The organism is Rhizobium sp. NZLR10, from assembly GCF_019685125.1.
In the GTDB taxonomy this organism is placed as follows: Bacteria; Pseudomonadota; Alphaproteobacteria; order Rhizobiales; family Rhizobiaceae; genus Rhizobium.
This window is the reverse complement of sequence record NZ_JABDWE010000021.1, coordinates 123,969-144,150: the sequence shown is the minus strand read 5'-3', so window position 1 is coordinate 144,150 and position 20,182 is coordinate 123,969. Positions and strand designations below refer to the sequence as shown.

23 protein-coding genes and 2 riboswitches are annotated in these 20,182 nt (G+C 61.9%); of the genes, 11 read left to right on the top strand and 12 right to left on the bottom strand.

The window, feature by feature from the left end:
- The 4 genes from HJB82_RS26880 to sugE form a co-directional block, all read left to right on the top strand.
- On the top strand, positions 1-637 hold a 637-nt coding region (locus tag HJB82_RS26880), incomplete at its 5' end, for a zinc-binding dehydrogenase (protein ID WP_221141993.1).
- On the top strand, positions 637-1,122 hold the full coding sequence (locus HJB82_RS26875) for a GNAT family N-acetyltransferase (protein ID WP_207580577.1): 486 nt from the start codon (positions 637-639) through the stop codon (positions 1,120-1,122). The genes HJB82_RS26880 and HJB82_RS26875, both read left to right, overlap by 1 nt.
- Positions 1,119-1,586, top strand: a complete 468-nt coding sequence (locus tag HJB82_RS26870) for a YaiI/YqxD family protein (RefSeq protein WP_207580578.1) — start codon at positions 1,119-1,121, stop codon at positions 1,584-1,586. The genes HJB82_RS26875 and HJB82_RS26870 overlap by 4 nt, the downstream gene beginning before the upstream one ends.
- A gap of 158 nt (positions 1,587-1,744) precedes the next feature.
- Positions 1,745-2,059: a quaternary ammonium compound efflux SMR transporter SugE gene (gene sugE, locus HJB82_RS26865; protein ID WP_221141990.1), complete on the top strand. Its 315-nt coding sequence runs from the start codon at positions 1,745-1,747 to the stop codon at positions 2,057-2,059.
- Positions 2,060-2,107: 48 nt separating this feature from the next.
- On the opposite strand, the gene HJB82_RS26860 is transcribed toward sugE, so the two are convergent.
- The 7 genes from HJB82_RS26860 to crcB form a co-directional block, all read right to left on the bottom strand.
- Positions 2,108-2,500 (bottom strand): DoxX family protein, encoded by a 393-nt coding sequence (locus HJB82_RS26860; protein ID WP_207580579.1) that lies wholly within the window; start codon positions 2,498-2,500, stop codon positions 2,108-2,110.
- A gap of 139 nt (positions 2,501-2,639) precedes the next feature.
- Positions 2,640-4,172, bottom strand: a complete 1,533-nt coding sequence (locus HJB82_RS26855) for an acyl-CoA carboxylase subunit beta (RefSeq protein ID WP_207580580.1) — start codon at positions 4,170-4,172, stop codon at positions 2,640-2,642.
- Between the two features lie 22 nt (positions 4,173-4,194).
- A complete protein-coding gene (locus tag HJB82_RS26850) occupies positions 4,195-4,653 on the bottom strand; it encodes a hypothetical protein (protein WP_221141989.1) in 459 nt (152 codons plus the stop codon).
- Positions 4,654-4,720: 67 nt separating this feature from the next.
- On the bottom strand, positions 4,721-5,506 hold the full coding sequence (locus HJB82_RS26845) for an ATP12 family chaperone protein (protein WP_221141987.1): 786 nt from the start codon (positions 5,504-5,506) through the stop codon (positions 4,721-4,723).
- 9 nt (positions 5,507-5,515) lie between these two features.
- Positions 5,516-6,169 (bottom strand): HAD-IA family hydrolase, encoded by a 654-nt coding sequence (locus HJB82_RS26840; protein ID WP_221141985.1) that lies wholly within the window; start codon positions 6,167-6,169, stop codon positions 5,516-5,518.
- The gene (locus HJB82_RS26835) at positions 6,166-7,155 is read right to left on the bottom strand and encodes an RluA family pseudouridine synthase (protein WP_207580584.1); all 990 of its coding nucleotides are present in this window, start codon (positions 7,153-7,155) and stop codon (positions 6,166-6,168) included. Before HJB82_RS26835 ends, HJB82_RS26840 begins: the two co-directional genes overlap by 4 nt.
- 94 nt (positions 7,156-7,249) lie before the next feature.
- Positions 7,250-7,627 (bottom strand): fluoride efflux transporter CrcB, encoded by a 378-nt coding sequence (gene crcB / locus HJB82_RS26830; protein ID WP_221141983.1) that lies wholly within the window; start codon positions 7,625-7,627, stop codon positions 7,250-7,252.
- Between the two features lie 121 nt (positions 7,628-7,748).
- Between crcB and HJB82_RS26825 the strand changes: the two genes are divergently transcribed.
- On the top strand, positions 7,749-8,015 hold the full coding sequence (locus HJB82_RS26825; RefSeq protein ID WP_207580586.1) for a hypothetical protein: 267 nt from the start codon (positions 7,749-7,751) through the stop codon (positions 8,013-8,015).
- A gap of 73 nt (positions 8,016-8,088) precedes the next feature.
- Here HJB82_RS26825 and HJB82_RS26820 read toward each other — a convergent pair whose 3' ends face one another.
- Together HJB82_RS26820 and HJB82_RS26815 are read right to left on the bottom strand one after the other, a co-directional pair.
- Entirely contained in the window at positions 8,089-9,090 is a 1,002-nt protein-coding gene (locus HJB82_RS26820; protein ID WP_221141981.1) for a copper chaperone PCu(A)C, read from the bottom strand.
- 73 nt (positions 9,091-9,163) lie between these two features.
- The gene (locus HJB82_RS26815; RefSeq protein ID WP_207580588.1) at positions 9,164-9,544 is read right to left on the bottom strand and encodes a hypothetical protein; all 381 of its coding nucleotides are present in this window, start codon (positions 9,542-9,544) and stop codon (positions 9,164-9,166) included.
- 158 nt (positions 9,545-9,702) lie between these two features.
- Positions 9,703-9,791, top strand: a riboswitch (glycine riboswitch).
- Between the two features lie 3 nt (positions 9,792-9,794).
- A riboswitch (glycine riboswitch) is annotated at positions 9,795-9,875 on the top strand.
- Between the two features lie 76 nt (positions 9,876-9,951).
- Here HJB82_RS26815 and gcvT point away from each other — a divergent pair.
- The 4 genes from gcvT (at position 9,952) to HJB82_RS26795 (ending at position 15,591) form a co-directional block, all read left to right on the top strand.
- Positions 9,952-11,088 carry a glycine cleavage system aminomethyltransferase GcvT gene (gene gcvT, locus HJB82_RS26810; protein ID WP_207580589.1) on the top strand — a complete coding sequence of 379 codons (1,137 nt, stop codon included), beginning with the start codon at positions 9,952-9,954 and terminating at the stop codon, positions 11,086-11,088.
- Between the two features lie 23 nt (positions 11,089-11,111).
- Positions 11,112-11,474: a glycine cleavage system protein GcvH gene (gene gcvH, locus HJB82_RS26805; RefSeq protein WP_207580590.1), complete on the top strand. Its 363-nt coding sequence runs from the start codon at positions 11,112-11,114 to the stop codon at positions 11,472-11,474.
- Positions 11,474-14,338, top strand: a complete 2,865-nt coding sequence (gene gcvP, locus HJB82_RS26800; RefSeq protein WP_221141979.1) for an aminomethyl-transferring glycine dehydrogenase — start codon at positions 11,474-11,476, stop codon at positions 14,336-14,338. Before gcvH ends, gcvP begins: the two co-directional genes overlap by 1 nt.
- 215 nt (positions 14,339-14,553) lie before the next feature.
- Positions 14,554-15,591 (top strand): GH25 family lysozyme, encoded by a 1,038-nt coding sequence (locus tag HJB82_RS26795; RefSeq protein ID WP_207580592.1) that lies wholly within the window; start codon positions 14,554-14,556, stop codon positions 15,589-15,591.
- A 131-nt stretch (positions 15,592-15,722) separates the two neighbouring features.
- Here the strand turns inward: HJB82_RS26795 and HJB82_RS26790 are convergent, their stop codons facing one another.
- Positions 15,723-18,008, bottom strand: coding sequence for an FdhF/YdeP family oxidoreductase (locus HJB82_RS26790; protein ID WP_207580593.1), 2,286 nt, complete (start codon positions 18,006-18,008; stop codon positions 15,723-15,725).
- Between the two features lie 270 nt (positions 18,009-18,278).
- On the opposite strand from HJB82_RS26790, the gene HJB82_RS26785 reads away from it, so the two are divergent.
- Both HJB82_RS26785 and HJB82_RS26780 read left to right on the top strand, forming a co-directional pair.
- Positions 18,279-18,584 carry a flagellar basal body rod C-terminal domain-containing protein gene (locus tag HJB82_RS26785; protein WP_221117107.1) on the top strand — a complete coding sequence of 102 codons (306 nt, stop codon included), beginning with the start codon at positions 18,279-18,281 and terminating at the stop codon, positions 18,582-18,584.
- Positions 18,585-18,651: 67 nt separating this feature from the next.
- A complete protein-coding gene (locus HJB82_RS26780) occupies positions 18,652-19,296 on the top strand; it encodes an alpha/beta hydrolase (RefSeq protein ID WP_259674010.1) in 645 nt (214 codons plus the stop codon).
- Positions 19,297-19,308: 12 nt separating this feature from the next.
- Here HJB82_RS26780 and sufA read toward each other — a convergent pair whose 3' ends face one another.
- Positions 19,309-19,701 (bottom strand): Fe-S cluster assembly scaffold SufA, encoded by a 393-nt coding sequence (sufA, locus tag HJB82_RS26775; protein ID WP_207580596.1) that lies wholly within the window; start codon positions 19,699-19,701, stop codon positions 19,309-19,311.
- A gap of 92 nt (positions 19,702-19,793) precedes the next feature.
- Positions 19,794-20,174: an SUF system Fe-S cluster assembly protein gene (locus HJB82_RS26770; protein ID WP_003559708.1), complete on the bottom strand. Its 381-nt coding sequence runs from the start codon at positions 20,172-20,174 to the stop codon at positions 19,794-19,796.
- Between the last annotated feature and the right edge of the window lie 8 nt (positions 20,175-20,182).

The following is a 20,182-nucleotide window of genomic DNA, read 5'->3' as shown; positions in this document are numbered from 1 at the left end:
CTGCTACATCGGCTGCGGGGTGACGACAGGCATCGGCGCGGTGATCAACACCGCCAAGGTCGAGATCGGCGCCACCGCCATCGTCTTCGGTCTCGGCGGCATCGGCCTCAACGTGCTGCAGGGCCTGCGGCTTGCCGGTGCCGACATGATCATCGGCGTCGACATCAACAGCGACCGCAAGGAATGGGGCGACAAGTTCGGCATGACGCATTTCGTCAATCCGAAAGAGGTCGGCGATGACATCGTGCCCTATCTCGTCAACCTGACGAAGCGCAATGGCGACCTGATCGGCGGCGCCGACTATACGTTCGACTGCACCGGCAACACCAAGGTGATGCGCCAGGCGCTCGAAGCCAGCCATCGCGGCTGGGGCAAATCGATCATCATCGGCGTTGCCGGCGCCGGCCAGGAGATCTCCACCCGCCCGTTCCAGCTGGTCACCGGCCGCAACTGGATGGGCACCGCCTTCGGCGGCGCGCGCGGGCGCACCGACGTGCCGAAGATCGTCGACTGGTACATGCAGGGCAAGATCCAGATCGACCCGATGATCACCCACACGATGCCGCTCGACGACATCAACAAAGGCTTCGAGCTGATGCATTCCGGCAAGAGCATCCGCGGCGTGGTGGTTTACTGATGGCTTCGACGACCTGCATGGCCGACATCAAGACCTTCGATGAGCTCCTCGCGCGGGAGCTCTACGACCTCTTGAAAATGCGCGTCGATGTCTTCGTCGTCGAGCAGAACTGTGCCTATCCGGAACTCGACGGCAAGGATATCGATGCCTTGCATCTAAGGCTGATGGAGAGCGGCGAACTCCTGGCTTCGGCGCGGATTCTGACACCGCACGAGCCGCATGATCCGTCAAAGATCGGCCGCGTCGTCGTCTCGCCCACCCATCGCGGCAAGCGCCTCGGCGATGCATTGATGCGCGAAGCGATCTCCGCTTGCGAGCGGCTTTATCCGGCACACCACATTGCCTTGTCGGCGCAGGCCCATTTGCGCCGCTTCTACGAATCCTTCGGCTTCATCGTGGCATCGGAGGAATATCTGGAAGACGGCATTCCCCATATCGATATGGTCCGCCAGCTGGCCATCCAGCCGGCAAGGATATTGTCATGATTTATGTCGATGCCGATGCCTGCCCGGTGAAGCCGGAAGTGCTGAAGGTCGCCGAACGCCACGGCCTCGAAGTCACCTTCGTCGCCAATTCCGGCCTACGCCCATCGCGCGATCCGATGATCCACAACGTCATCGTCTCCAACGCCTTCGACGCTGCCGACAACTGGATTGCCGAGCGCGCCGGCCCCGGTGATGTCGTCGTCACCGCCGATGTACCGCTCGCCGTGCGCTGTGTCGCCACCGGCGCCTTCGTCAGCGGCCCGACCGGGCGCGTCTTCGACGAGACCAATATCGGCATGGCGAGCGCCATGCGCGATCTCGGCGCGCATCTGCGTGAAACCGGCGAAAGCAAGGGCTACAACGCCGCCTTCAGCCCGAAGGACCGCTCGCGCTTCCTCGAAACCTTCGACCGCCTCTGCCGCCGCGCCAAGAGTTTTTCCGCGGAGGCTGGTGGGCAGCCCTGATCCCGACCGGCATGAAACGGGTGGCATAGCGGCCATGCGGATTCCTACCTTGAACGGAGCCGTTCCCTTACGCATATAGGGGTTATCGCAGACGACTGCGGCATCCTGAGGATGCAACCGTCGCGGGGACGGCCTCGCTCTTGAACAAGGAGAGTCGTATGGCCTGGTTTCTGCTTTTTGTCGCCGGTCTTTTCGAATGTGGCTGGGCGATCGGCCTTAAATATACCGATGGTTTCACACGGCCGCTGCCGACGGCGCTGACCGTCATATCCATGGTGGTCAGCATCGTGCTGCTCGGCCTGGCGGTGAAGCACCTGCCGATCGGCACCGCTTATGCGGTCTGGACCGGCATCGGCACGGTCGGAACCGTGCTCTTCGGCATCTGGCTGCTTGGCGATGAGGCAAGTGTCTCCCGTCTTGCCTGCATCGTGCTGATCGTCGGCGGCATCGCCGGTCTCAAGCTCACCGCTTGATCACCAAAACGCTGCGGGGCATCGTAACGCCCCGCAATCTATGTCGGCTCAGGCTGCCTTGCGGTTATCGACGGAAAATGCGCCGGGACCGGAGAAGAACATGTAGAGGAAGACGAAGCAGAACAGGATCGCGGCGTCGCCCTGATTGACGGCTGGGAAGAAGCTGTTCGGAGCATGCGCCATGAAATAGGCGACCGCCATTTCGCCGGCGAGCAGTAAGGCGACGGGACGCGTCAGCAGGCCGACGAGAATGAGGATGCCGCCGACAAGCTCAAGAAAGGCCGCGAAAAGCATCAGCGGCGGCAGCGAGCCCGACATCTGCGAGGCCGGGAAGCCGAAAAGCTTCATCGTGCCATGTTCGATGAACAGCAGTGCGGTGATGATCCTGAGAGCGGCCAGCCCATAGGGGCGGTAGGCAGAAAGACGCTCGAAAGTTGACATAAAATCTCTCCATTAAAAGAATACCGCCGAGCGTTAGCCTGTCGTCGGCAAGGATTGAACACACGGATCGCTGACAACCGTTCACATTTTCGACAGCAGCTAAACACCTGACCGGACGAATATATTCATCGGCCAAATCTCAAAGCGGGATGTTGTCGTGTTTCTTCCAGGGATTGGTGAGATCCTTGTTGCGCAGCATCTTCAGGCCGCGCGCCAGCCGCCGCCGGGTCGAATGCGGCATGATTACCTCGTCGACATAGCCGCGCTCGGCGGCGACGAAGGGTGAAAGGAACCGGTCCTCGTACATTTTCGTGTGGGCGGCGATCTTCTCGGGATCGGCGATATCCTTCCGGAAGATGATCTCGACCGCGCCCTTGGCACCCATCACCGCGATCTGCGCTGTTGGCCAGGCGTAGTTGAGATCTCCGCGCAGATGCTTCGACGCCATCACGTCATAGGCGCCGCCGAAGGCTTTGCGGGTGATGACCGTCAGCTTCGGCACCGTCGCCTCCGCATAGGCGAATAGCAGCTTGGCGCCGTGCTTGATGAGGCCGCCATACTCCTGCGCCGTCCCCGGCAGGAAACCCGGCACGTCGACGAAGGTGACGATCGGAATGTTGAAGCAGTCGCAGAAGCGAACGAAGCGCGCCGCCTTGCGCGACGCGTCGCTGTCGAGCACGCCGGCCAGCACCATCGGCTGGTTGGCGACAAAACCGACGGTGGAGCCTTCGACGCGGCCGAAGCCACAGACGATATTACCGGCGAATTTCGCCTGGATCTCAAAGAAATCCCCCTCGTCCGCCACCTTCCGGATCAGTTCCTTGATGTCATAGGGCTTGTTGGCGCTGGCCGGCACCAGCGTATCGAGCGACATATCGACCTCTGTCACCGACTGGTAACATTCGATTTCAGGCAGTGGCGCGGTGTTCGAAAGCGGCAGGAAATCGATCAGCCGGCGCACCTGCAGCAGCGTTTCGACATCATTCTCATAGGCGCCATCGGCAATCGAAGAGCGCACAGTGTGGACCACGGCGCCGCCGAGTTGTTCCGCCGTCACCGTCTCGTTGGTGACGGTTTTCACCACATCGGGGCCGGTGACGAACATGTAGGAGGTATCACGCACCATGAAGATGAAATCGGTCATCGCCGGCGAATAGACGTCGCCACCGGCACAGGGACCCATGATGACGGAGATCTGCGGGATGACGCCGGAAGCGAGCACATTGCGCTGGAACACTTCGGCGTAACCACCAAGTGCGGCCACGCCCTCCTGGATGCGGGCGCCGCCGGCATCATAGATGCCGACGATCGGCGCGCGGTTCTTCAGCGCCATGTCCTGCACCTTCATGATCTTCTCGGCATGCGCTTCCGAAAGCGAGCCGCCGAAGACGGTGAAGTCCTTGGCGAAGACGAACACCGTGCGGCCATTGACCGTGCCCCAGCCGGTGACGACCCCGTCGCCGGCAACACGGCTCTTGTCCATGCCGAAATCGGTGGAGCGATGTTCGACGAACATGTCGAATTCCTCGAAGGAGCCTTCATCGAGGAAGAGGTCGATACGCTCGCGCGCCGTCAACTTGCCACGCTTGTGCTGGGCGAGGATGCGCGTCTCACCGCCGCCGAGGCGGGCGACGCCGCGGCGCCGTTCCAGTTCTTCGAGAATTTCCTTCATGCGATCTCCCTCGCCGCTTGTGCTAGCGGCTTCGCCCGCTGAGTGAGAAAACCGAGCGTATCCTGGCTGCGACGTCCTCGGCCAAGATCTCGTCGGCAAGCTTGGGGTCGGCGGCGATGCTGGTCACGTCGAAGGCGCTGACCGCGATGACCGAGCCGTCCTCGACGGAAGCTGCGTCGATGCTGATCTTGGCGACGTTGCGGTCCTTCTGGAAGCCGAGGCCCTTCTCGATCGACACGACGCGGATCGTCAGCACCACCCGCGGCAGCACGGTGTCACGCACCGTGGCGTTGATCGCGGCATTGACGCGGTCGTTGATGCCGCCAAGCAGCTCGGCCGGCATGTTCGGCCCGGAGACAACGACGGCGCTGCGCACATCATAGACCGGTGCCTCCGGCTTTTTCGCCGAGAGGCTGCCGCAGGCCGCAAGCGCGACACAGACGAGTGCGGCCCGGCAAAAACACGACCTCAGCCAATTCATCGCAAAATCCCGCACGACCCCGTTGGAGTCGCAGATTTCGTCATAATGGCGGGGAAGGCAATATGTTTCAGGCGCTTAGGGCGAAAAAAACATCCGTCGCCGCCTTGAAGTCGGCAAAGCGCTTGGCCCGCCGCTCCTCGGCTTCTTCGTCGCTGCCCCAATGCTCGATCGTCCAGTCCTCGTCGAGATGGGCAAGCGACCAGGCTTCCTCCATCGTCACCCGGCCACAGGCGAAGGCGAGAGCCAGGATCGCCGAACCGGTGAGCGTGGTGACTGTGTGCAGTGCTGCGAGCGCGATCGGGTTGTCATATCTGGCGAGCGTGACGGCGAAGGCGGCGGTCGCCTCGCGCGGCTGCTCACGCGGCATCACGCCTTCGACGAGGATGAAACGGGCGCCGAGATCGTTTGCCGCCCAGTCGACCATCGGGTCCCAGCGCTCGGCCTGGCGTTCGACCAGCAGTTCCGGCCCATCGGCGCGATAGCAGATAAGGTCGCTCGAGGAAAAGCGCAGGATATCTTCAAGGATCGCCTGCGTGTTGCCGGTAATGCCGTCGAGCGCGGTGTTGACGAGCCGCGTCATGGGCATCGTCATGGGATCGATCTCTTCGACCTGCGCCTGCCATTCGGCGGCGACAAGCTGCGCCAGCGCCTCGGTCGGAACCGCAAGAACCAGCCGTGCCGGCGTGCGCACCATCTTGCCGTCGAGCGTGATCGCAAAACCGCCCTCGTATTCGGCAACCGAGACGTCGGTATAGAAACGCTTCGGCAGCGGCTTCTTCATCTGGATCTGCGCCCGGCGGATCGGATCGGGATGGCTCAGGCCTTCGGAAAGATCGTTCAGCAGATCGCGCATAGGCTTACCTCAGGAAAAATGGCTTAGTATCTCGTTTGGATGATAGGCGATCGCATCGGCGCCGTTGGCGATCAGCTCATCCACGCTGGCATAGCCCCAGGCAACGCCGATCGCCTTGGCGCCGGCAGCCTTTGCCATCTGCATATCGAAAATGGCATCGCCGATGACAATGGCATCAGCGGCATTCATGCCGGTTTCGTCACAGCATTCCGTCACCATGGCCGGATGCGGCTTGGAAGGGCAATCGTCGGCGGTGCGCGCAACGGTGAAATATCGGTCGAAGCCGTGCGTCTCCATCACCAGGTTCAGCCCGCGCCTGGATTTCCCTGTCACTGCGCCGATCAGCAGATCCTCGCGCCCGGTGATCGCGTCGATCATCTCGCGGATGCCGGGAAACAGCGGCTCCCTGTAGTCGAGATCCTGGCGCACCACCGAAAACAGCGATTTGTAATGCGCCGTCATCTCGATATCGTCCTGCTCGACATGCGGCCTGCCCTGCATGCGGGCAATCGCGATATCCAGCGACAGGCCGATAATCGCCTTGGTGTCCTCAAATCGCGGTTCCAGCTTGCCGAATTTCTCGAAGGTCCGACGCATGGTTTCATGGATCAGGCCGGCGCTGTCGACCAGCGTGCCGTCGCAATCGAAAAGGGCGAGTTTCATTCGCTGTCCCTTTCAGCACCGGCAAGGTCGAGACCGAGCAGGTTCCATGTCTGCACCATATGCGACGGCAGTGGCGCGCTGACGCGCAGGCGGCCGCCGGAGGGGTGCGGGATGTCGATGCGGCGCGCATGCAGATGCAGCTTCTTCTGCACGCCGCCCGGAAAATCCCAATTCGGATCATCGTCGAAATATTTCGGATCGCCGATGATCGGATGGCCGATATGCAGGGCATGAACGCGCAATTGGTGGGTTCGGCCGGTATAGGGCTCCATCTCCAGCCATGCGAGGTTCTGCGCCGCCGTCTCCAGCACGCGGTAGAAGGAAATCGCATGGTCGGCACCGTCCTCGCCGTGTCTGGCGATGCGCATCCGGTCGCCATCGGCGGTCGGCTCCTTGACGAGCCAGGTCGAGATCTTGTCTTCGTGCTTGCGCGGAACGCCCTTGACCAGCGCCCAATAGGTCTTCTTGGTATCACGCTCGCGGAAGGCGGCCGTCAGCTTCTGTGCGGCGCCGCGGGTGCGGGCGATGACGAGAACCCCTGACGTATCGCGGTCGAGGCGGTGGACGAGCCGCGGCTTCTCGCCCTTCGGGCTGGTCCAGGCTTCGAGCATCTGGTCGATATGCCGGGCTACACCGGAGCCGCCCTGCACCGCAATACCGGGCGGCTTGTTGAGCACGATCACCTTATCGTCCTCATGCAGCACCATGCGCGACAGGAGTTCGAAATCGGACGAATGCTTGAGATCCTTGCCGGCGATCGGTCCGGACTTCTTCGCATCGACATCGAGCGGCGGCACCCGCACCGTCTGCCCGGGCTGCACGCGCGCATCCGATTTGACACGGCCGCCGTCGACACGCACCTGGCCGGAGCGCAAAAGCTTCTGCAGCGGACCGAAACCGAGCCCGGGAAAATGCACCTTGAACCAGCGATCGAGCCGCATGCCTGCTTCGTCGGGTTCAACCTTGATATGTTCTATGCCAGCCATAAAAAATCTTTCGGAAATTGCAGCGCGGGCCAAGCCGGCGTTCTTGCCGCAGCCTTTAGAGCATTTTCAAGCAAAACGGAAACCGGAAAAGAAATCAGGCCAAAGCGCGCATGACGGCAAGGCCTGCCATGACGGCGGCCATCGAAAGCCCGACGCTCGCCATGATGTAGATACCGCCCGCCGCCGCCTCGCCACGCTCGAACAGCGAGATCGCATCCAGCGAAAAGGCCGAGAATGTGGTGAAGCCGCCGAGGAAGCCGGTGATCAGCAAAAGCCGCAGTTCCACCGAGGCGTTGAACCTCCGCGCGATCAGCTCGGCGAAGACGCCGATGACGAAGCAGCCGACGACATTGACCGCAAGCGTGCCCCAGGGAAAGGCCGGGCCCATGAGCCTCAGCGTCCACTGGCCGACATAATATCTGAGGAGGGAACCGATAGCGCCGCCGACGGCGACGAGAAGAGCCTGGATCATCCGCCGGATTTATCGCAACTCCGCAAAGATTCCAATCGTGACGGAATGAATTCTTACCATCCGGTAAAATGCCGATGATTTTGTTATGATGGCGCCAATATCATGCCGATACCGTGACGGCATGACCCAGCTCCTGTCCGTATCGGCCAACACCGCTGCCATTGCCTTCGAATCGCTGAGGATTCCCCAGCGTGTCGCGACCAGCACCGCCGCGCGCGATGCACGCCGCATCGCCGACCGGCAATTGAAGGCCGACAGCCCCGATCAGGCCGAGGAGCCCTCCAGCATCATCCAGTCGACGGAAGTGGCGCTCGACCTGATGGCCAAGGGCAACCGCCAGCCGCAGGCCGGCCTCAAGCAGGCTCTGCAATCCTACGAAGAGGTCTGAGGCAACCGCCTTTTGAAGGAAAGCCTGCGACTGCGATCACAGTCGCAGGCTTTGCTGTTTCATCGGATCGCGCTTACTTGCCCTGCACCGACAGCACCTGCAGCACCAGGTCGATCTTTCCGGCCTTTTCGAAGGTCAGCGTCACCGGCACGCTATCGCCCTGCTTGAACGGCGTCTTCACCTTCTGGAACATCAGATGCAGGTTGCCGGGCTCGAGCTTGACCGTCTGGCCAGCGGCGATGGCGATGCCGTCCTTCAGCTGGCGCATCCGCATGACGTTGTCCTTGGTCACCATCTCGTGGATCTGAACCTCGCCTGCCGCAGGCGATGTCACGGATAGCAGCCGGTCGTCCGTCTGGCCGTTGTTCTTCACGGTGAAAAAGCCGCCGCCGACCGGCTGGCCGGGCAGCATCGCCTTGGCGAACCCGCCAGAGACTTCGAGATCGCCGGCCTTGACCGTTTCTCCAGCCGGTGCCGCAGCACCCATACCGGTCATACCGGACATGACCATGCCGGCCATGTCGTCATGGTCATGGCCTTGGTCTTCGCCGGCGACGACCTTCAGAAGCGGTGCCGGGCTTTTCATCCCATGCGCGTCGCCGCCATCCTTTGCCACCTGATCCCAGGCCTCGACCGTGTCACCGCACATCTGCGTCACCGGAAAGGCGAGCGAGGTGCCGGCATCGACGCCCGAAACCTTACCCTGGATGACGAAGGTGTCGTAGAAATCGTCGGAGAGATTGCCGTTCTTCCAGCGGATCTCGACCGCGCCTGTCTTCACCTTGTCGCCGTGATTGTCGTAGATCTTCTGGTAGTCGCCCTTGATCACCTCGAGCTCCCAGCCGGCCTTCGGCTGCGGCTTAGCGAAGACGAAGCCTTCCGGCAGCTTGACCCGCACTTCCGTGGTGGCCTTGCCGTCGCAGCCGTGCGGCAGCTGCAGCGTCGCGAGAATGGTGGTCTCCTCAGTCGCTTCCCTGTCGAGGAAGGTCACATGCGCTTCTGCGCCGGCGATTGCGGTCGCGGAAAAAAGGGCGGCAAGCGCGAATGTCTTGCCAAATGTCTTGCTAATCTTCATCGGATATCTCCTCGCCGACCGCGAATTTCTCTCAGGCGGACCGGCATGCTGCATCATTAAGTGCGAAGGCAGATCAGCCGAGGATGGGAGGCGCGCGGGAATTTGCCCGGCTGACGGCGCGTGCACCGGTAACGGCGGCGGTTTCGATCGGCGAATTGACGAGCGAGGCGAGCTTGCGTTCGAGCCAGGAGCCGGCATCCGGTGCCGGTAGGATCACGGTGGCCGACAGCCGGCAGGCTTCGCAATTCGGCTTGAAGGAGGCGGTCTTGCCGTCTGCGTCCTTCACCGTGACGCAGAGCGAAGCGAAGCTGCCGTCGGGCAGCATATAGGCCGCCGCATGATAGCCTTCGGAGGCGACAGCCTGCGGCGGCTGATGGGCAAGACCGAGCAACGCGAAGCTCAATGCGCAAAGCATGCGCAAAAACAGCGTCGCTTTCAGTCCGGTCGGCCGCATGAGATCCCCTTCAACAGCAAGTCGCGATAGCCGGTTTACAGCCGAAATGCAAAAGCAGATTTGCTGCAGTTTAAGGCCGGATCGGTATAAGACGACAAAAATTTGCTCGGTGACGACATTTGCCGCTTGCCAAGAGCCACAACCGCCGGATAATTGCGCCAACCTTGTTGGGAGAATCCGGTGCTTTCGCCACCGGTGCCGAAGGAGCAACCGCCCCGGAAACTCTCAGGCAAAAGGACCAGCAAGGGGCAGACGGAACTCTGGAGAGAAGCGTTCTCGAAACGCTCGCCGAAGGGATAACAATCTCAGGCAAAGGGACAGAGGGGGCTCAGGAGAGAAGTGCGCAGCCGCGCCTTCAGATTTGAGCCCGTGCCTTCGCGAGAAGGCGCAAACCCCGGAGGCGTCTTTTGGACGATACTGCTGCCCTGAAGAAAACCCCGCTGCATGCCCTGCATCTCTCGCGCGGCGCCCGCATGGTGCCGTTCGCGGGTTACGACATGCCGGTGCAATATCCCGCCGGCGTCATGAAGGAGCACCTTCATACCCGCACCGAGGTCGGCCTCTTCGATGTCTCCCACATGGGCCAAGTCATCGTGAAGGCGAAATCCGGCAGCTACGAGGATGCCGCGCTGGCGCTCGAAAGCCTGGTTCCGGTCGATATCCTCGGTCTTGCCGAAGGCCGCCAGCGTTATGGCTTTTTCACCGACAACAGCGGCTGCATTCTCGACGACCTGATGATCGCCCATCTCGACGACCATCTTTTCGTCGTCGTCAACGCGTCCTGCAAGGAGGCCGATCTGGCCCATCTGCAGGCCCATATCGGCGACCGATGCGATATCACGCTGCTGAACCGCGCTTTGATCGCGCTGCAGGGACCGCGTGCGGTCGAGGTTCTCGCCGAACTCTGGGCCGACGTCGCAGCGATGAAATTCATGGATGTGCGCCACTGCCGCCTGCACGATGTTTCCTGTCTTGTCTCGCGCTCCGGCTATAGCGGCGAGGACGGTTTCGAAATCTCGATCCCGGCTGATAAGGCCGAGGATGTCACCATGCGGCTGCTCGAGCATCCCGATGTCCAGGCGATCGGCCTCGGCGCCCGTGACTCTCTGCGCCTTGAAGCCGGTCTCTGCCTCTATGGCAACGATATCGACACCACCACCTCGCCGGTCGAAGCAGCGCTGGAATGGGCGATGCAGAAGGCGCGGCGCACGGGCGGCGCACGCGCCGGCGGCTTCCCGGGCTCCGGCCGAATCCTTTCCGAACTCGAAAACGGCGCTGCCCGCCGCCGCGTCGGCCTGAAGCCGGAAGGCAAGGCGCCGGTGCGCGGCCATGCCAAGCTCTATGCCGATGCCGAGGGCAAGGTCGAGATCGGCGAAGTCACCTCGGGCGGCTTCGGCCCCAGCGTCGAAGGTCCCGTCGCCATGGGCTATGTTCCGGTCTCCCATGCAGCGGCCGGCACGCTCGTCTACGCCGAGGTGCGCGGCAAATATCTGCCGATCACCGTCAGCGCCCTGCCCTTCGTCACACCGACCTACAAACGCTAAAGCTTTTCCAGAGAGGACGAACAATGCTGAAATTTACCGAAGAACACGAATGGCTGCAGATCGAAGGCGGCGTTGCGACGGTTGGTATCACCAATTATGCCGTCGATCAGCTCGGCGACCTGGTTTTCGTCGAACTGCCGGAAGTCGGCGCGACCTTCTCCAAGAACGGCAATGCCGCGACAGTTGAATCCGTCAAGGCTGCCTCCGACGTCTATTGTCCGCTCGACGGCGAGATCACCGAGGTCAATCCGGCCATCGTTGCCGATCCGTCGCTGGTCAATTCCGATCCTCAGGGCGCCGGCTGGTTCTTCAAGCTGAAGCTTGCAAATGCCGCGGATGCCAACGGCTTGCTCGACGAGGCCGCCTATAAGGAGCTCACCGCGTAATGACGACGCCGACCGAATTCCAGTTCACCGACTATCAGCCCTACGATTTTGCCAATCGCCGTCACATCGGCCCCTCGCCGGCCGAGATGACCGACATGCTGAAAGTGATCGGCTATAACAGCCTCGACGGCTTGATCGACGCGACGTTGCCGCCCTCGATCCGCCAGAAGGCGCCACTCGTCTGGGGCGCGCCGATGACCGAGCGCGAGGCGCTCGACAAGCTGCGCGAGACCGCCAACAAGAACAAGGTGCTGGTGTCGCTGATCGGCCAGGGATACTACGGCACGATCACGCCGCCGGTCATCCAGCGCAACATCCTGGAAAATCCCGCCTGGTATACGGCCTATACGCCCTACCAGCCGGAGATCAGCCAGGGCCGCCTGGAAGCGCTTCTCAACTACCAGACGATGGTCTGCGACCTCACCGGCCTCGACGTCGCCAATGCCTCGCTGCTCGACGAGGCGACCGCCGCCGCCGAAGGCATGGCGATTGCCGAACGCGTCGCCAAGTCGAAGGCGAAGGCCTTCTTCGTCGATGCCGATTGCCATCCGCAAACCATCGCCCTGATCCGCACCCGCGCCGAGCCGCTCGGCTGGCAGGTGATTGTCGGCAATCCCTTCACCGATCTCGATCCGGTCGATGTCTTCGGCGCAATCTTCCAATATCCGGGCACGCATGGTCACGTCCATGATTTCACCGGCCTGATCGCCCGCCTGCACCAGGCCGGCGCCATATCGATCGTCGCCGCCGACATCCTGGCGCTGACGCTCTTGAAATCGCCCGGCGAAATGGGTGCCGATATCGCCGTCGGCTCCTCGCAGCGCTTCGGCGTCCCGGTCGGCTACGGCGGCCCGCATGCGGCCTATATGTCGGTCAAGGATGCCATCAAGCGCTCCATGCCCGGCCGTCTCGTCGGCGTTTCCGTCGATGCCCGCGGCAACCGCGCCTATCGCCTGTCGCTGCAGACCCGCGAGCAGCATATCCGCCGCGAGAAGGCGACGTCGAACATCTGCACCGCCCAGGTGCTGCTGGCCGTCATGGCCTCGATGTATGCGGTCTTCCATGGTCCCGAGGGTATCAAGGCGATCGCCCAGCAGGTTCACCAGAAGGCCGTGCTGATGGCCAAGGGTCTGGAAAAGCTCGGCTATAAGGTCGAGCCGGAGACCTTCTTCGACACCATCACCGTCGATGTCGGCCACATGCAGGGGCTCATCCTGCGCGCCGCCGTTGCCGAAGGCGTCAATCTGCGCAAGGTCGGCGAAACCGGGATCGGCATGAGCGTCGACGAGCGCACGCGGCCGGCAACGCTCGAAGCCGTCTGGCGCGCCTTCGGTGGCAATTTCACCATCGCCGATTTCGAGCCTTCCTACCGGCTGCCGAGAGGCCTGCTCAGAACCAGCAATTACCTCACCCATCCGATCTTCCACATGAACCGCGCCGAAAGCGAGATGACGCGTTACATCCGCCGGCTCTCCGACCGGGATCTGGCCCTCGACCGCTCGATGATCCCGCTTGGTTCGTGCACGATGAAGCTCAATGCGACGGCGGAAATGCTGCCGATCACCTGGCCGGAATTTTCCGACATCCATCCCTTCGTGCCGGCCGATCAGGCGCTCGGCTACCGCGAGATGATCGACGACCTGATCGAAAAGCTCTGCGCCATCACCGGCTACGACGCCTTCTCCATGCAGCCGAATTCCGGCGCGCAAGGTGAATATGCCGGTCTGCTGACGATCCGCAACTTTCATATCGCCAACGGCGAGGGCCATCGCGACGTCTGCCTGATCCCGACCTCGGCGCACGGCACCAACCCGGCCTCGGCCCAGATGGTCGGTATGAAGGTGGTGGTCATCAAAGTGCGCGAGAATGGCGACATCGATCTCGACGACTTCCGCGCCAAGGCTGAGGAGCATGCGGCAAACCTCTCCTGCTGCATGATCACCTACCCTTCGACGCACGGCGTCTTCGAAGAGACCGTCAAGGAAATCTGCGATCTCGTGCATACCAATGGCGGCCAGGTCTATCTCGACGGCGCCAACATGAATGCCATGGTCGGCCTGTCCCGTCCCGGCGACATCGGCTCGGACGTTTCCCACCTCAACCTGCACAAGACCTTCTGCATCCCGCATGGCGGCGGCGGCCCCGGTATGGGTCCGATCGGCGTCAAAGCGCACCTGGCGCCGTACCTGCCAGGGCACCCGGAAACCGACGGCCGTTCCGGCGCGGTTTCGGCCGCCGCCTTCGGCTCGGCCTCGATCCTGCCGATCTCCTGGAGCTACTGCCTGATGATGGGCGGCGAAGGGCTGACGCAGGCGACCAAGGTGGCGATCCTCAACGCCAACTACATCGCCGCCCGCCTGAAGGGCGCCTATGACGTGCTTTACAAATCGGCCGCCGGCCGCGTCGCGCACGAATGCATCATCGACACCCGCCCTCTGGTCGACAGCGCAGGTGTCACCGTCGACGACGTCGCCAAGCGGCTGATCGACTGCGGCTTCCATGCGCCGACGATGAGCTGGCCGGTATCAGGCACGCTGATGATCGAGCCGACGGAAAGCGAGACCAAGGCCGAACTCGACCGCTTCTGCGAGGCGATGCTGGCGATCCGCGAGGAGGCTCGCGCGATTGAGGAAGGCCGCATGGACAAGGTCAACAACCCGCTGAAGAACGCTCCGCACACGGTGGAAGACCTCGTCGGCGAATGGGAGCGCCCCTATTCGCGCGAACAGGCCTGCTTCCCGCCCGGCGCCTTCCGCGTCGACAAATACTGGTCGCCGGTCAACCGCGTCGACAATGTCTATGGCGACCGCAACCTGCTCTGCACCTGCCCGCCGGTCGAAACTTATGCCGAGGCGGCGGAGTAGCAGCAATTCGGCCAGCCCCTCTCACAGGTTGGGAGGGGCTGCCTTCAAGATCAGCTTTCGATACGTGATACGGCGCCGAACCCGGCGATGCCCGTTTCGAGGCATTGGGTTCAAATTTAACCTTTCTTAGCAAGTCTCTGTTAGCAATTGAAAATGGGCGGTTTCCCTCCAGCAGGAATGTTGCCGTCGACCTTTTGTTTTGCGTGCAGGTTCTCATGCGTTCATCGGCTTTGCCAGCAATCCTCCTTGCCGCCCTGATCCTGTCGGGATGCGCCGCCAGTTCCGGCGCCGAAGATGTGCTGGGCAACGTGCCATCGCCGGAAACGACGAATGCGATCACCAAACCGAACGGCCCGATACCGGCTGCCACCGTCGGCGACACTACACAGGCAAACGCGCCGCAGGAAGCGTTGAGCTGGACCGGACCGGTTCCGGAGCCACAGGCGCTCGTGCCCCAGGACAGGCCGGTCGGCATGCCGATGCCGACGGAAAAGCCCGTCGCGATGCTCATGCCCACCAATCCGGGAATCGATCCCGATGTCGGCAGGAGATCGCCGGCACGCGGACAGATCTACGGCCACCGCTTCCGCGATGCCAAGCCGATCAACTTCGGCTCCACCTCGCCGAGAAAGCTTGCCGTGCATGGCGTCGACGTCTCGCGCTGGCAGGGCGAGATCGATTGGGAGACGTTGCGCGGGCAAGGCGCGAACTTCGTCTACATCAAGGCGACGGACGGCGGCGATCACCTCGATCCGATGTTCAAGAAAAACTGGCGCCGGGCCAAGGAAGCCGGCCTGAAACACGGCGCCTATCACTTCTTCTACTGGTGCCGGACGGCAGGCGAACAGGCCGACTGGTTCATCCGCAACGTGCCGAGGGAAGCAAACGCGCTTCCGCCGGTCATCGACGTCGAATGGAATGGCGAATCGAGCTGCAAGCGCCGCATATCCCCCGCCCGCGTCCGGGAAAAGATGCAGGTGTTCATGGACAAGCTGGAGCGTTATTACGGTCAGCGCCCGATCATCTACACGGCGCCGGATTTCTACCGCGACAATCTGAAGGGCCAGATGCTCGACTATCCCTTCTGGCTGCGCTCGGTTGCCGCTCACCCCTCCAAGGTCTACCCCGGCCGCAAGTGGCTCTTCTGGCAATACTCCGGCTCCGGCCTCTCCGAAGGCGTCGAAGGCAAGATCGACCTCAACGTGTTCAACGGCAACGAAAGCGATTGGCACGACTGGGTGGCGTCACGATAATGCATGTCGCCGGGAAGTGTGCAGCGGTTCCCGGATAACGACATGCATAAAAACAAAGAGCTAAATCGCGTCGAATGAATCAAGTTAAATGCGACGCGCTTTAGCTTGAGGCAGGCAAGCGCCTCCCCCGCTTACGCCGACTTCTGCACCTTCACAGGCACACCCTTATAGGCAGGGGTTCCCGATTTTCGGTCGTAATCGGCAAGCGCGATGACCCGGTTCATCTCGGGATAATATCCAGCCACGGAGCCGGCCGGAATGTCGTAGGCCACCGCGGTGAAGCCTTTGACCGACTTGCTGGCTGTTTCCCCAACCGATTCGATATCGACCCTGTCGCCATCGGCCAGGCCGCGAGCGGAGAGATCCTTGCTGTTCATGAAGATGATGTCACGGCGGCCGAAGACGCCGCGATAGCGGTCGTCGAGGCTGTAGATCGTCGTATTGTACTGGTCGTGACTGCGCAGCGTCGTCAGAACCAACGTGTCCGCGTCGACAAGCCGGGGATCTTCTTCCAGTCCCGGCGCAGTGAGGAAATGCGCCTTGCCTGAAGGAGTGTGCCATTGCCGGTCAGCGGCGGCGACCGTCAGCCGGAAGCCGCCGGGTTTCCTGACCCTGGTGTTGAAGTCATGAAAATCGGGAAAGACTACCGCGATCTTTTCCCGAATACGGCTGTAATCACCGACCATCCCGTCCCAATCGATATCGTATTTGCTGCCGAGCGTTGCCTTGGCGATACCGGCGATGATCGCAGGCTCGGAGCGAAGCTGGTCGCCGGGCGGTTTCAGGAAACCGCGCGAGGCATGCACCATCGACATGGAATCCTCGACGGTCACCGATTGCGGTCCGGTCTTCTGGATGTCCTGGTCGGTGCGGCCGAGAACGGGAAAAATGATCGAGGTCCGGGCGATCAACAGGTGCGAGCGATTGAGTTTCGTCGCGATGTGAACGGCAAGGTGGAGTTTGCGCATGCCTATGAACGTCGCGTCCGGATCGGATATCGCCACGGCCAGATTGCCGCCGAGGCAGACCAGCGCCTTCGACCGGCCCTCGATGATCGCCTCGATGGCTTCGACGGCGTTGTGGCCCTTCTCCTCCGGAGGGCGGAAACCGAAGGCCTTTTCCATGCCGTCGAGAAGCGCCCTATTGGGGATTTCGGTGATACCGACCGTGCGGTCGCCCTGAACGTTCGAATGTCCCCGAAGCGGGCAGATGCCGGCGCCCTGGCGGCCGATATTCCCCCGCAGCATCAGGAAATTGGCCAGCTGCTGGACGTTGGCGGTGCCGTGGCTGTGCTGGGTGATGCCCATGCCGTAGCAGAGGATAACGTTGCGGGCATTGAGATAGACCTCGACAGCACTATCCAGCGCTTCGAACGTCAGGCCCGATTTCCTGAGGATCGACGCCCACTCCGTCTGTGCGACATCGGCCTTGAGAGCCTCCAGCCCGATCGTGTGTGCCTTGATGAACTCGCGATCGAGAAAGCCCTTGCCGCCTGCGGTGATATCGGCGTCGTCGCGTTCGAATATCCGCTTCATCATCCCCTTGAGGGCCGCAAGATCCCCGCCGGTGCGGACCTGGTGATAGGCCGATGCGATCGGCGTCGACGACATCATCGCCATTTCTACCGGGTTCTGCGGTGCTGCGAATTTTTCAAGCGCCCTTTCTTTCAAGGGATTGAAGACCACGATCGGAACGCCGCGCCTCGCGGCATCGTGCAGGGTGGTCATCATCCGAGGATGGTTGGTGCCCGGATTGTGACCGAAGCTGAAGATGGCATCGGCATGATCGAAATCCTCGAGCGTCACCGTGCCCTTGCCGACCCCGATCGAGTCGGGCAGGCCGACGCTGGTCGCCTCATGGCACATGTTCGAGCAGTCGGGAAAATTGTTGGTGCCGTAGGCCCTAACAAAAAGCTGGAACAGAAATGCCGCCTCGTTTGAGGCGCGTCCGGACGTATAGAATTCGGCCATGTCAGGGTCGGGCAGTTTGCGCAGTTCGTCGCCGATCAGCGCAAGGGCCTCGTCCCAGCCGATCGGCAGGTAATGGTCGCTGACATGGTCATAGATCAACGGGTGCGTCAGGCGGCCCTGGTCTTCCAGCTGGTGGTCGTTCCATTGCCAGAGTTCGGCAACGCCGTGCGTCGCGAAAAAGTCGGGTCCGGCGCGCTTTGCCGTCGATTCCCAGGTGATCGCCTTGGCACCGTTTTCGCAGAATTCGAATGAGCTCGTATGTTTGGGATCGGGCCATGCGCAGCCGGGGCAATCGAAACCCTCGGGCTGATTGGCTTTCAGCAGCGTCGCAGCACCCTGGGCGATGACCTGCTGGCGTGCAAGGGTTTCGGCAACGGCTTTGAGTGCACCCCAGCCGCCGGCCGGGGCCGTGTATGTCTCGATGCCTTTCGGCCGCTTCTTGGTCATCACCTGCTCCACAAATCACGCGAAGGCCAGAGCCTATCAGCCGGCAATGTAGGGGAATGCCATCCGTCGGGATAGGTGGGGGACTTGCCGATGTCGATTGGCACGTGCTGCCGGCTCTATCGCCACCGACCCCTGGCTATCATCCCGTTCCAATCCGGAACAGATACGGCCGCACGCGCCCGACCTGTAGGTCTTCGCTAACGCAATGCCTTCAGCATTCCCTAAACCCTTGCAGGTAAAAGACGATTATCCAGTTCTGGGGAAACGCTGATGAACATATCGGGCATTACGAACACTGCTCTTTCGGGAATGCGGGCGCAGACGACCCGGATCAGCGCGATCGCCAACAACGTCGCAAACAGCAGTACACCGGATTATACCAGGCTGAACACCAGCCTCACATCCGTTGTTTCAGGCGGTGTCCAGGCCGCCGTCAGGCCGACGACGTCGGATGTCGATCCGGCCACCGAACTGACCGACCTGATCGAAGCCGAGCAGAGCTACAAGGCAAACGCCGTGGTCTTCGAGACCGGCGCCGACATGTGGGAAATGCTGATGGGCATCAAGCGCGACTGAGCACGGCCCGTAAGTCGCGATGCTGTTATAATCCCGTCTTGAATCAGACCTATGCCGATCCGCGCCAATGATGGGGATCGATGCCATGCCGGAATATCAGGATTTCATTTCGATCTCAGGAAGAACCGCACTCGATCCAGCACCCCTGGTGCTGCTGCATGGAAGCGGCATGCATGAACGCAATCTGATCGCGCTTGCCGACAAGGTTGGGGCGGATCGGCCCTATCTGTCGCTGAGGGGCGCGGTTAAATGGGATGAAGGCTTTGCTTTCTTTCGCCGAAACCCCGACCGGACGCTTGATGACGCCGACCTCTTCAACGAGACCCATCATCTCGCCGATTTTCTGGCGAAGGCCTCGACAACCGGGCTCCTGAAACGGCCGCCTGTGCTGGTCGGCTTTTCGAACAGCGCGATCATCGCCGCCTCGATCCTGCTGGATCGCCCGGAAACCATAGCCGGGGCCGTCCTGCTGCGGCCGCTATCACCCGCACCCGCCGCCGATTTTCCCGACCTCAGAAACCATCGCATCCTCATTCTGGCAGGCGAACGCGACGAGCGGCGCGCGCCTGAGGACGTTGTGCTCATCAGGGATCAGATTGAAAAAAGCGGTGCCGGCGCCACGACGAGACTGGTCCCGACCGGCCATGATCTCGGCGACGACGAGCCGGATTTCATCAGGGCTTGGCTGGCGGAGAATTTCCCACCAGCCTGAAGGGCACAGGTGTCAGGTGTGCGCCGGCTCGTTTTGGCGCTGTGCGGCTAGGGCCGCGAGATCGGCGGGTTTCAGCTCGACGGATTCGCCGCAGCCGCAGGCCGATGTCTGGTTCGGATTGGTGAAGGTGAAGCCGGAGCGCAGCGTCGTCGCCTCGAAACCCATTTCGGTGCCGAGCAGGTAAAGAGCCGCCGATGGCTCGACCCAGACTTTGGCACCGTCGCGCTCGATCAGGTCGTCCTTGGCATTGGGTTCGGTCACCATGTCGATGGTATATTCCATCCCGGCGCAGCCGCCCTTCTTGATGCCGACGCGTACACCCTTGGCCTCCGGCCCCGAGTTCTCGACGATCGCTTTGACGCGGGCCGCAGCCCCGTCCGTCATGCTCATAATTGCAAAGCCCATGGGCCTCATCTCCTTCCGCAACCGGGGTCAAGATCCGGCGCTTCGTGATTCAAATGTAGTCGTCGCAAGTAAACGGATCAATACCGGCCTGCTTAATACCAACCGACCGCGACCTGCGCCTCTTCGGACATACGATCCGGCGTCCACGGCGGATCGAAGGTCATCGCCACTTCGACACCCGATACACCTTCGACGGCGCCGACGGCATTTTCGACCCAGCCCGGCATCTCGCCGGCAACCGGGCAGCCGGGGGCGGTCAGTGTCATCATGATTTTCACCATCCGGTCGTCCTCGATGTCGATCTTGTAGATCAGACCGAGTTCGAAGATGTCGGCCGGAATTTCCGGATCGTAGACGGTCTTCAGCGCGCTGATGACGTCGTCGCTGAGCCGCGCCAGCTCATCGGCCGGAATGCTGGAATGCACGATGCCTTCGCGCACATCGATCTTCTGTTCGCTTTCGTCCAGGCTCATCACGGACA

Coding starts and splice junctions, on each gene's coding strand:
- HJB82_RS26875 (WP_207580577.1), top strand. CDS start 637: ATGGCTTCGACGACCTGCATGGCCGACATCAAGACCTTCGATGAGCTC.
- HJB82_RS26870 (WP_207580578.1), top strand. CDS start 1,119: ATGATTTATGTCGATGCCGATGCCTGCCCGGTGAAGCCGGAAGTGCTG.
- sugE (WP_221141990.1), top strand. CDS start 1,745: ATGGCCTGGTTTCTGCTTTTTGTCGCCGGTCTTTTCGAATGTGGCTGG.
- HJB82_RS26860 (WP_207580579.1), bottom strand. CDS start 2,500: ATGTCAACTTTCGAGCGTCTTTCTGCCTACCGCCCCTATGGGCTGGCC.
- HJB82_RS26855 (WP_207580580.1), bottom strand. CDS start 4,172: ATGAAGGAAATTCTCGAAGAACTGGAACGGCGCCGCGGCGTCGCCCGC.
- HJB82_RS26850 (WP_221141989.1), bottom strand. CDS start 4,653: ATGAATTGGCTGAGGTCGTGTTTTTGCCGGGCCGCACTCGTCTGTGTC.
- HJB82_RS26845 (WP_221141987.1), bottom strand. CDS start 5,506: ATGCGCGATCTGCTGAACGATCTTTCCGAAGGCCTGAGCCATCCCGAT.
- HJB82_RS26840 (WP_221141985.1), bottom strand. CDS start 6,169: ATGAAACTCGCCCTTTTCGATTGCGACGGCACGCTGGTCGACAGCGCC.
- HJB82_RS26835 (WP_207580584.1), bottom strand. CDS start 7,155: ATGGCTGGCATAGAACATATCAAGGTTGAACCCGACGAAGCAGGCATG.
- crcB (WP_221141983.1), bottom strand. CDS start 7,627: ATGATCCAGGCTCTTCTCGTCGCCGTCGGCGGCGCTATCGGTTCCCTC.
- HJB82_RS26825 (WP_207580586.1), top strand. CDS start 7,749: ATGACCCAGCTCCTGTCCGTATCGGCCAACACCGCTGCCATTGCCTTC.
- HJB82_RS26820 (WP_221141981.1), bottom strand. CDS start 9,090: ATGAAGATTAGCAAGACATTTGGCAAGACATTCGCGCTTGCCGCCCTT.
- HJB82_RS26815 (WP_207580588.1), bottom strand. CDS start 9,544: ATGCGGCCGACCGGACTGAAAGCGACGCTGTTTTTGCGCATGCTTTGC.
- gcvH (WP_207580590.1), top strand. CDS start 11,112: ATGCTGAAATTTACCGAAGAACACGAATGGCTGCAGATCGAAGGCGGC.
- gcvP (WP_221141979.1), top strand. CDS start 11,474: ATGACGACGCCGACCGAATTCCAGTTCACCGACTATCAGCCCTACGAT.
- HJB82_RS26795 (WP_207580592.1), top strand. CDS start 14,554: ATGCGTTCATCGGCTTTGCCAGCAATCCTCCTTGCCGCCCTGATCCTG.
- HJB82_RS26790 (WP_207580593.1), bottom strand. CDS start 18,008: ATGACCAAGAAGCGGCCGAAAGGCATCGAGACATACACGGCCCCGGCC.
- HJB82_RS26785 (WP_221117107.1), top strand. CDS start 18,279: ATGAACATATCGGGCATTACGAACACTGCTCTTTCGGGAATGCGGGCG.
- HJB82_RS26780 (WP_259674010.1), top strand. CDS start 18,652: ATGATGGGGATCGATGCCATGCCGGAATATCAGGATTTCATTTCGATC.
- sufA (WP_207580596.1), bottom strand. CDS start 19,701: ATGGGCTTTGCAATTATGAGCATGACGGACGGGGCTGCGGCCCGCGTC.
- HJB82_RS26770 (WP_003559708.1), bottom strand. CDS start 20,174: ATGAGCCTGGACGAAAGCGAACAGAAGATCGATGTGCGCGAAGGCATC.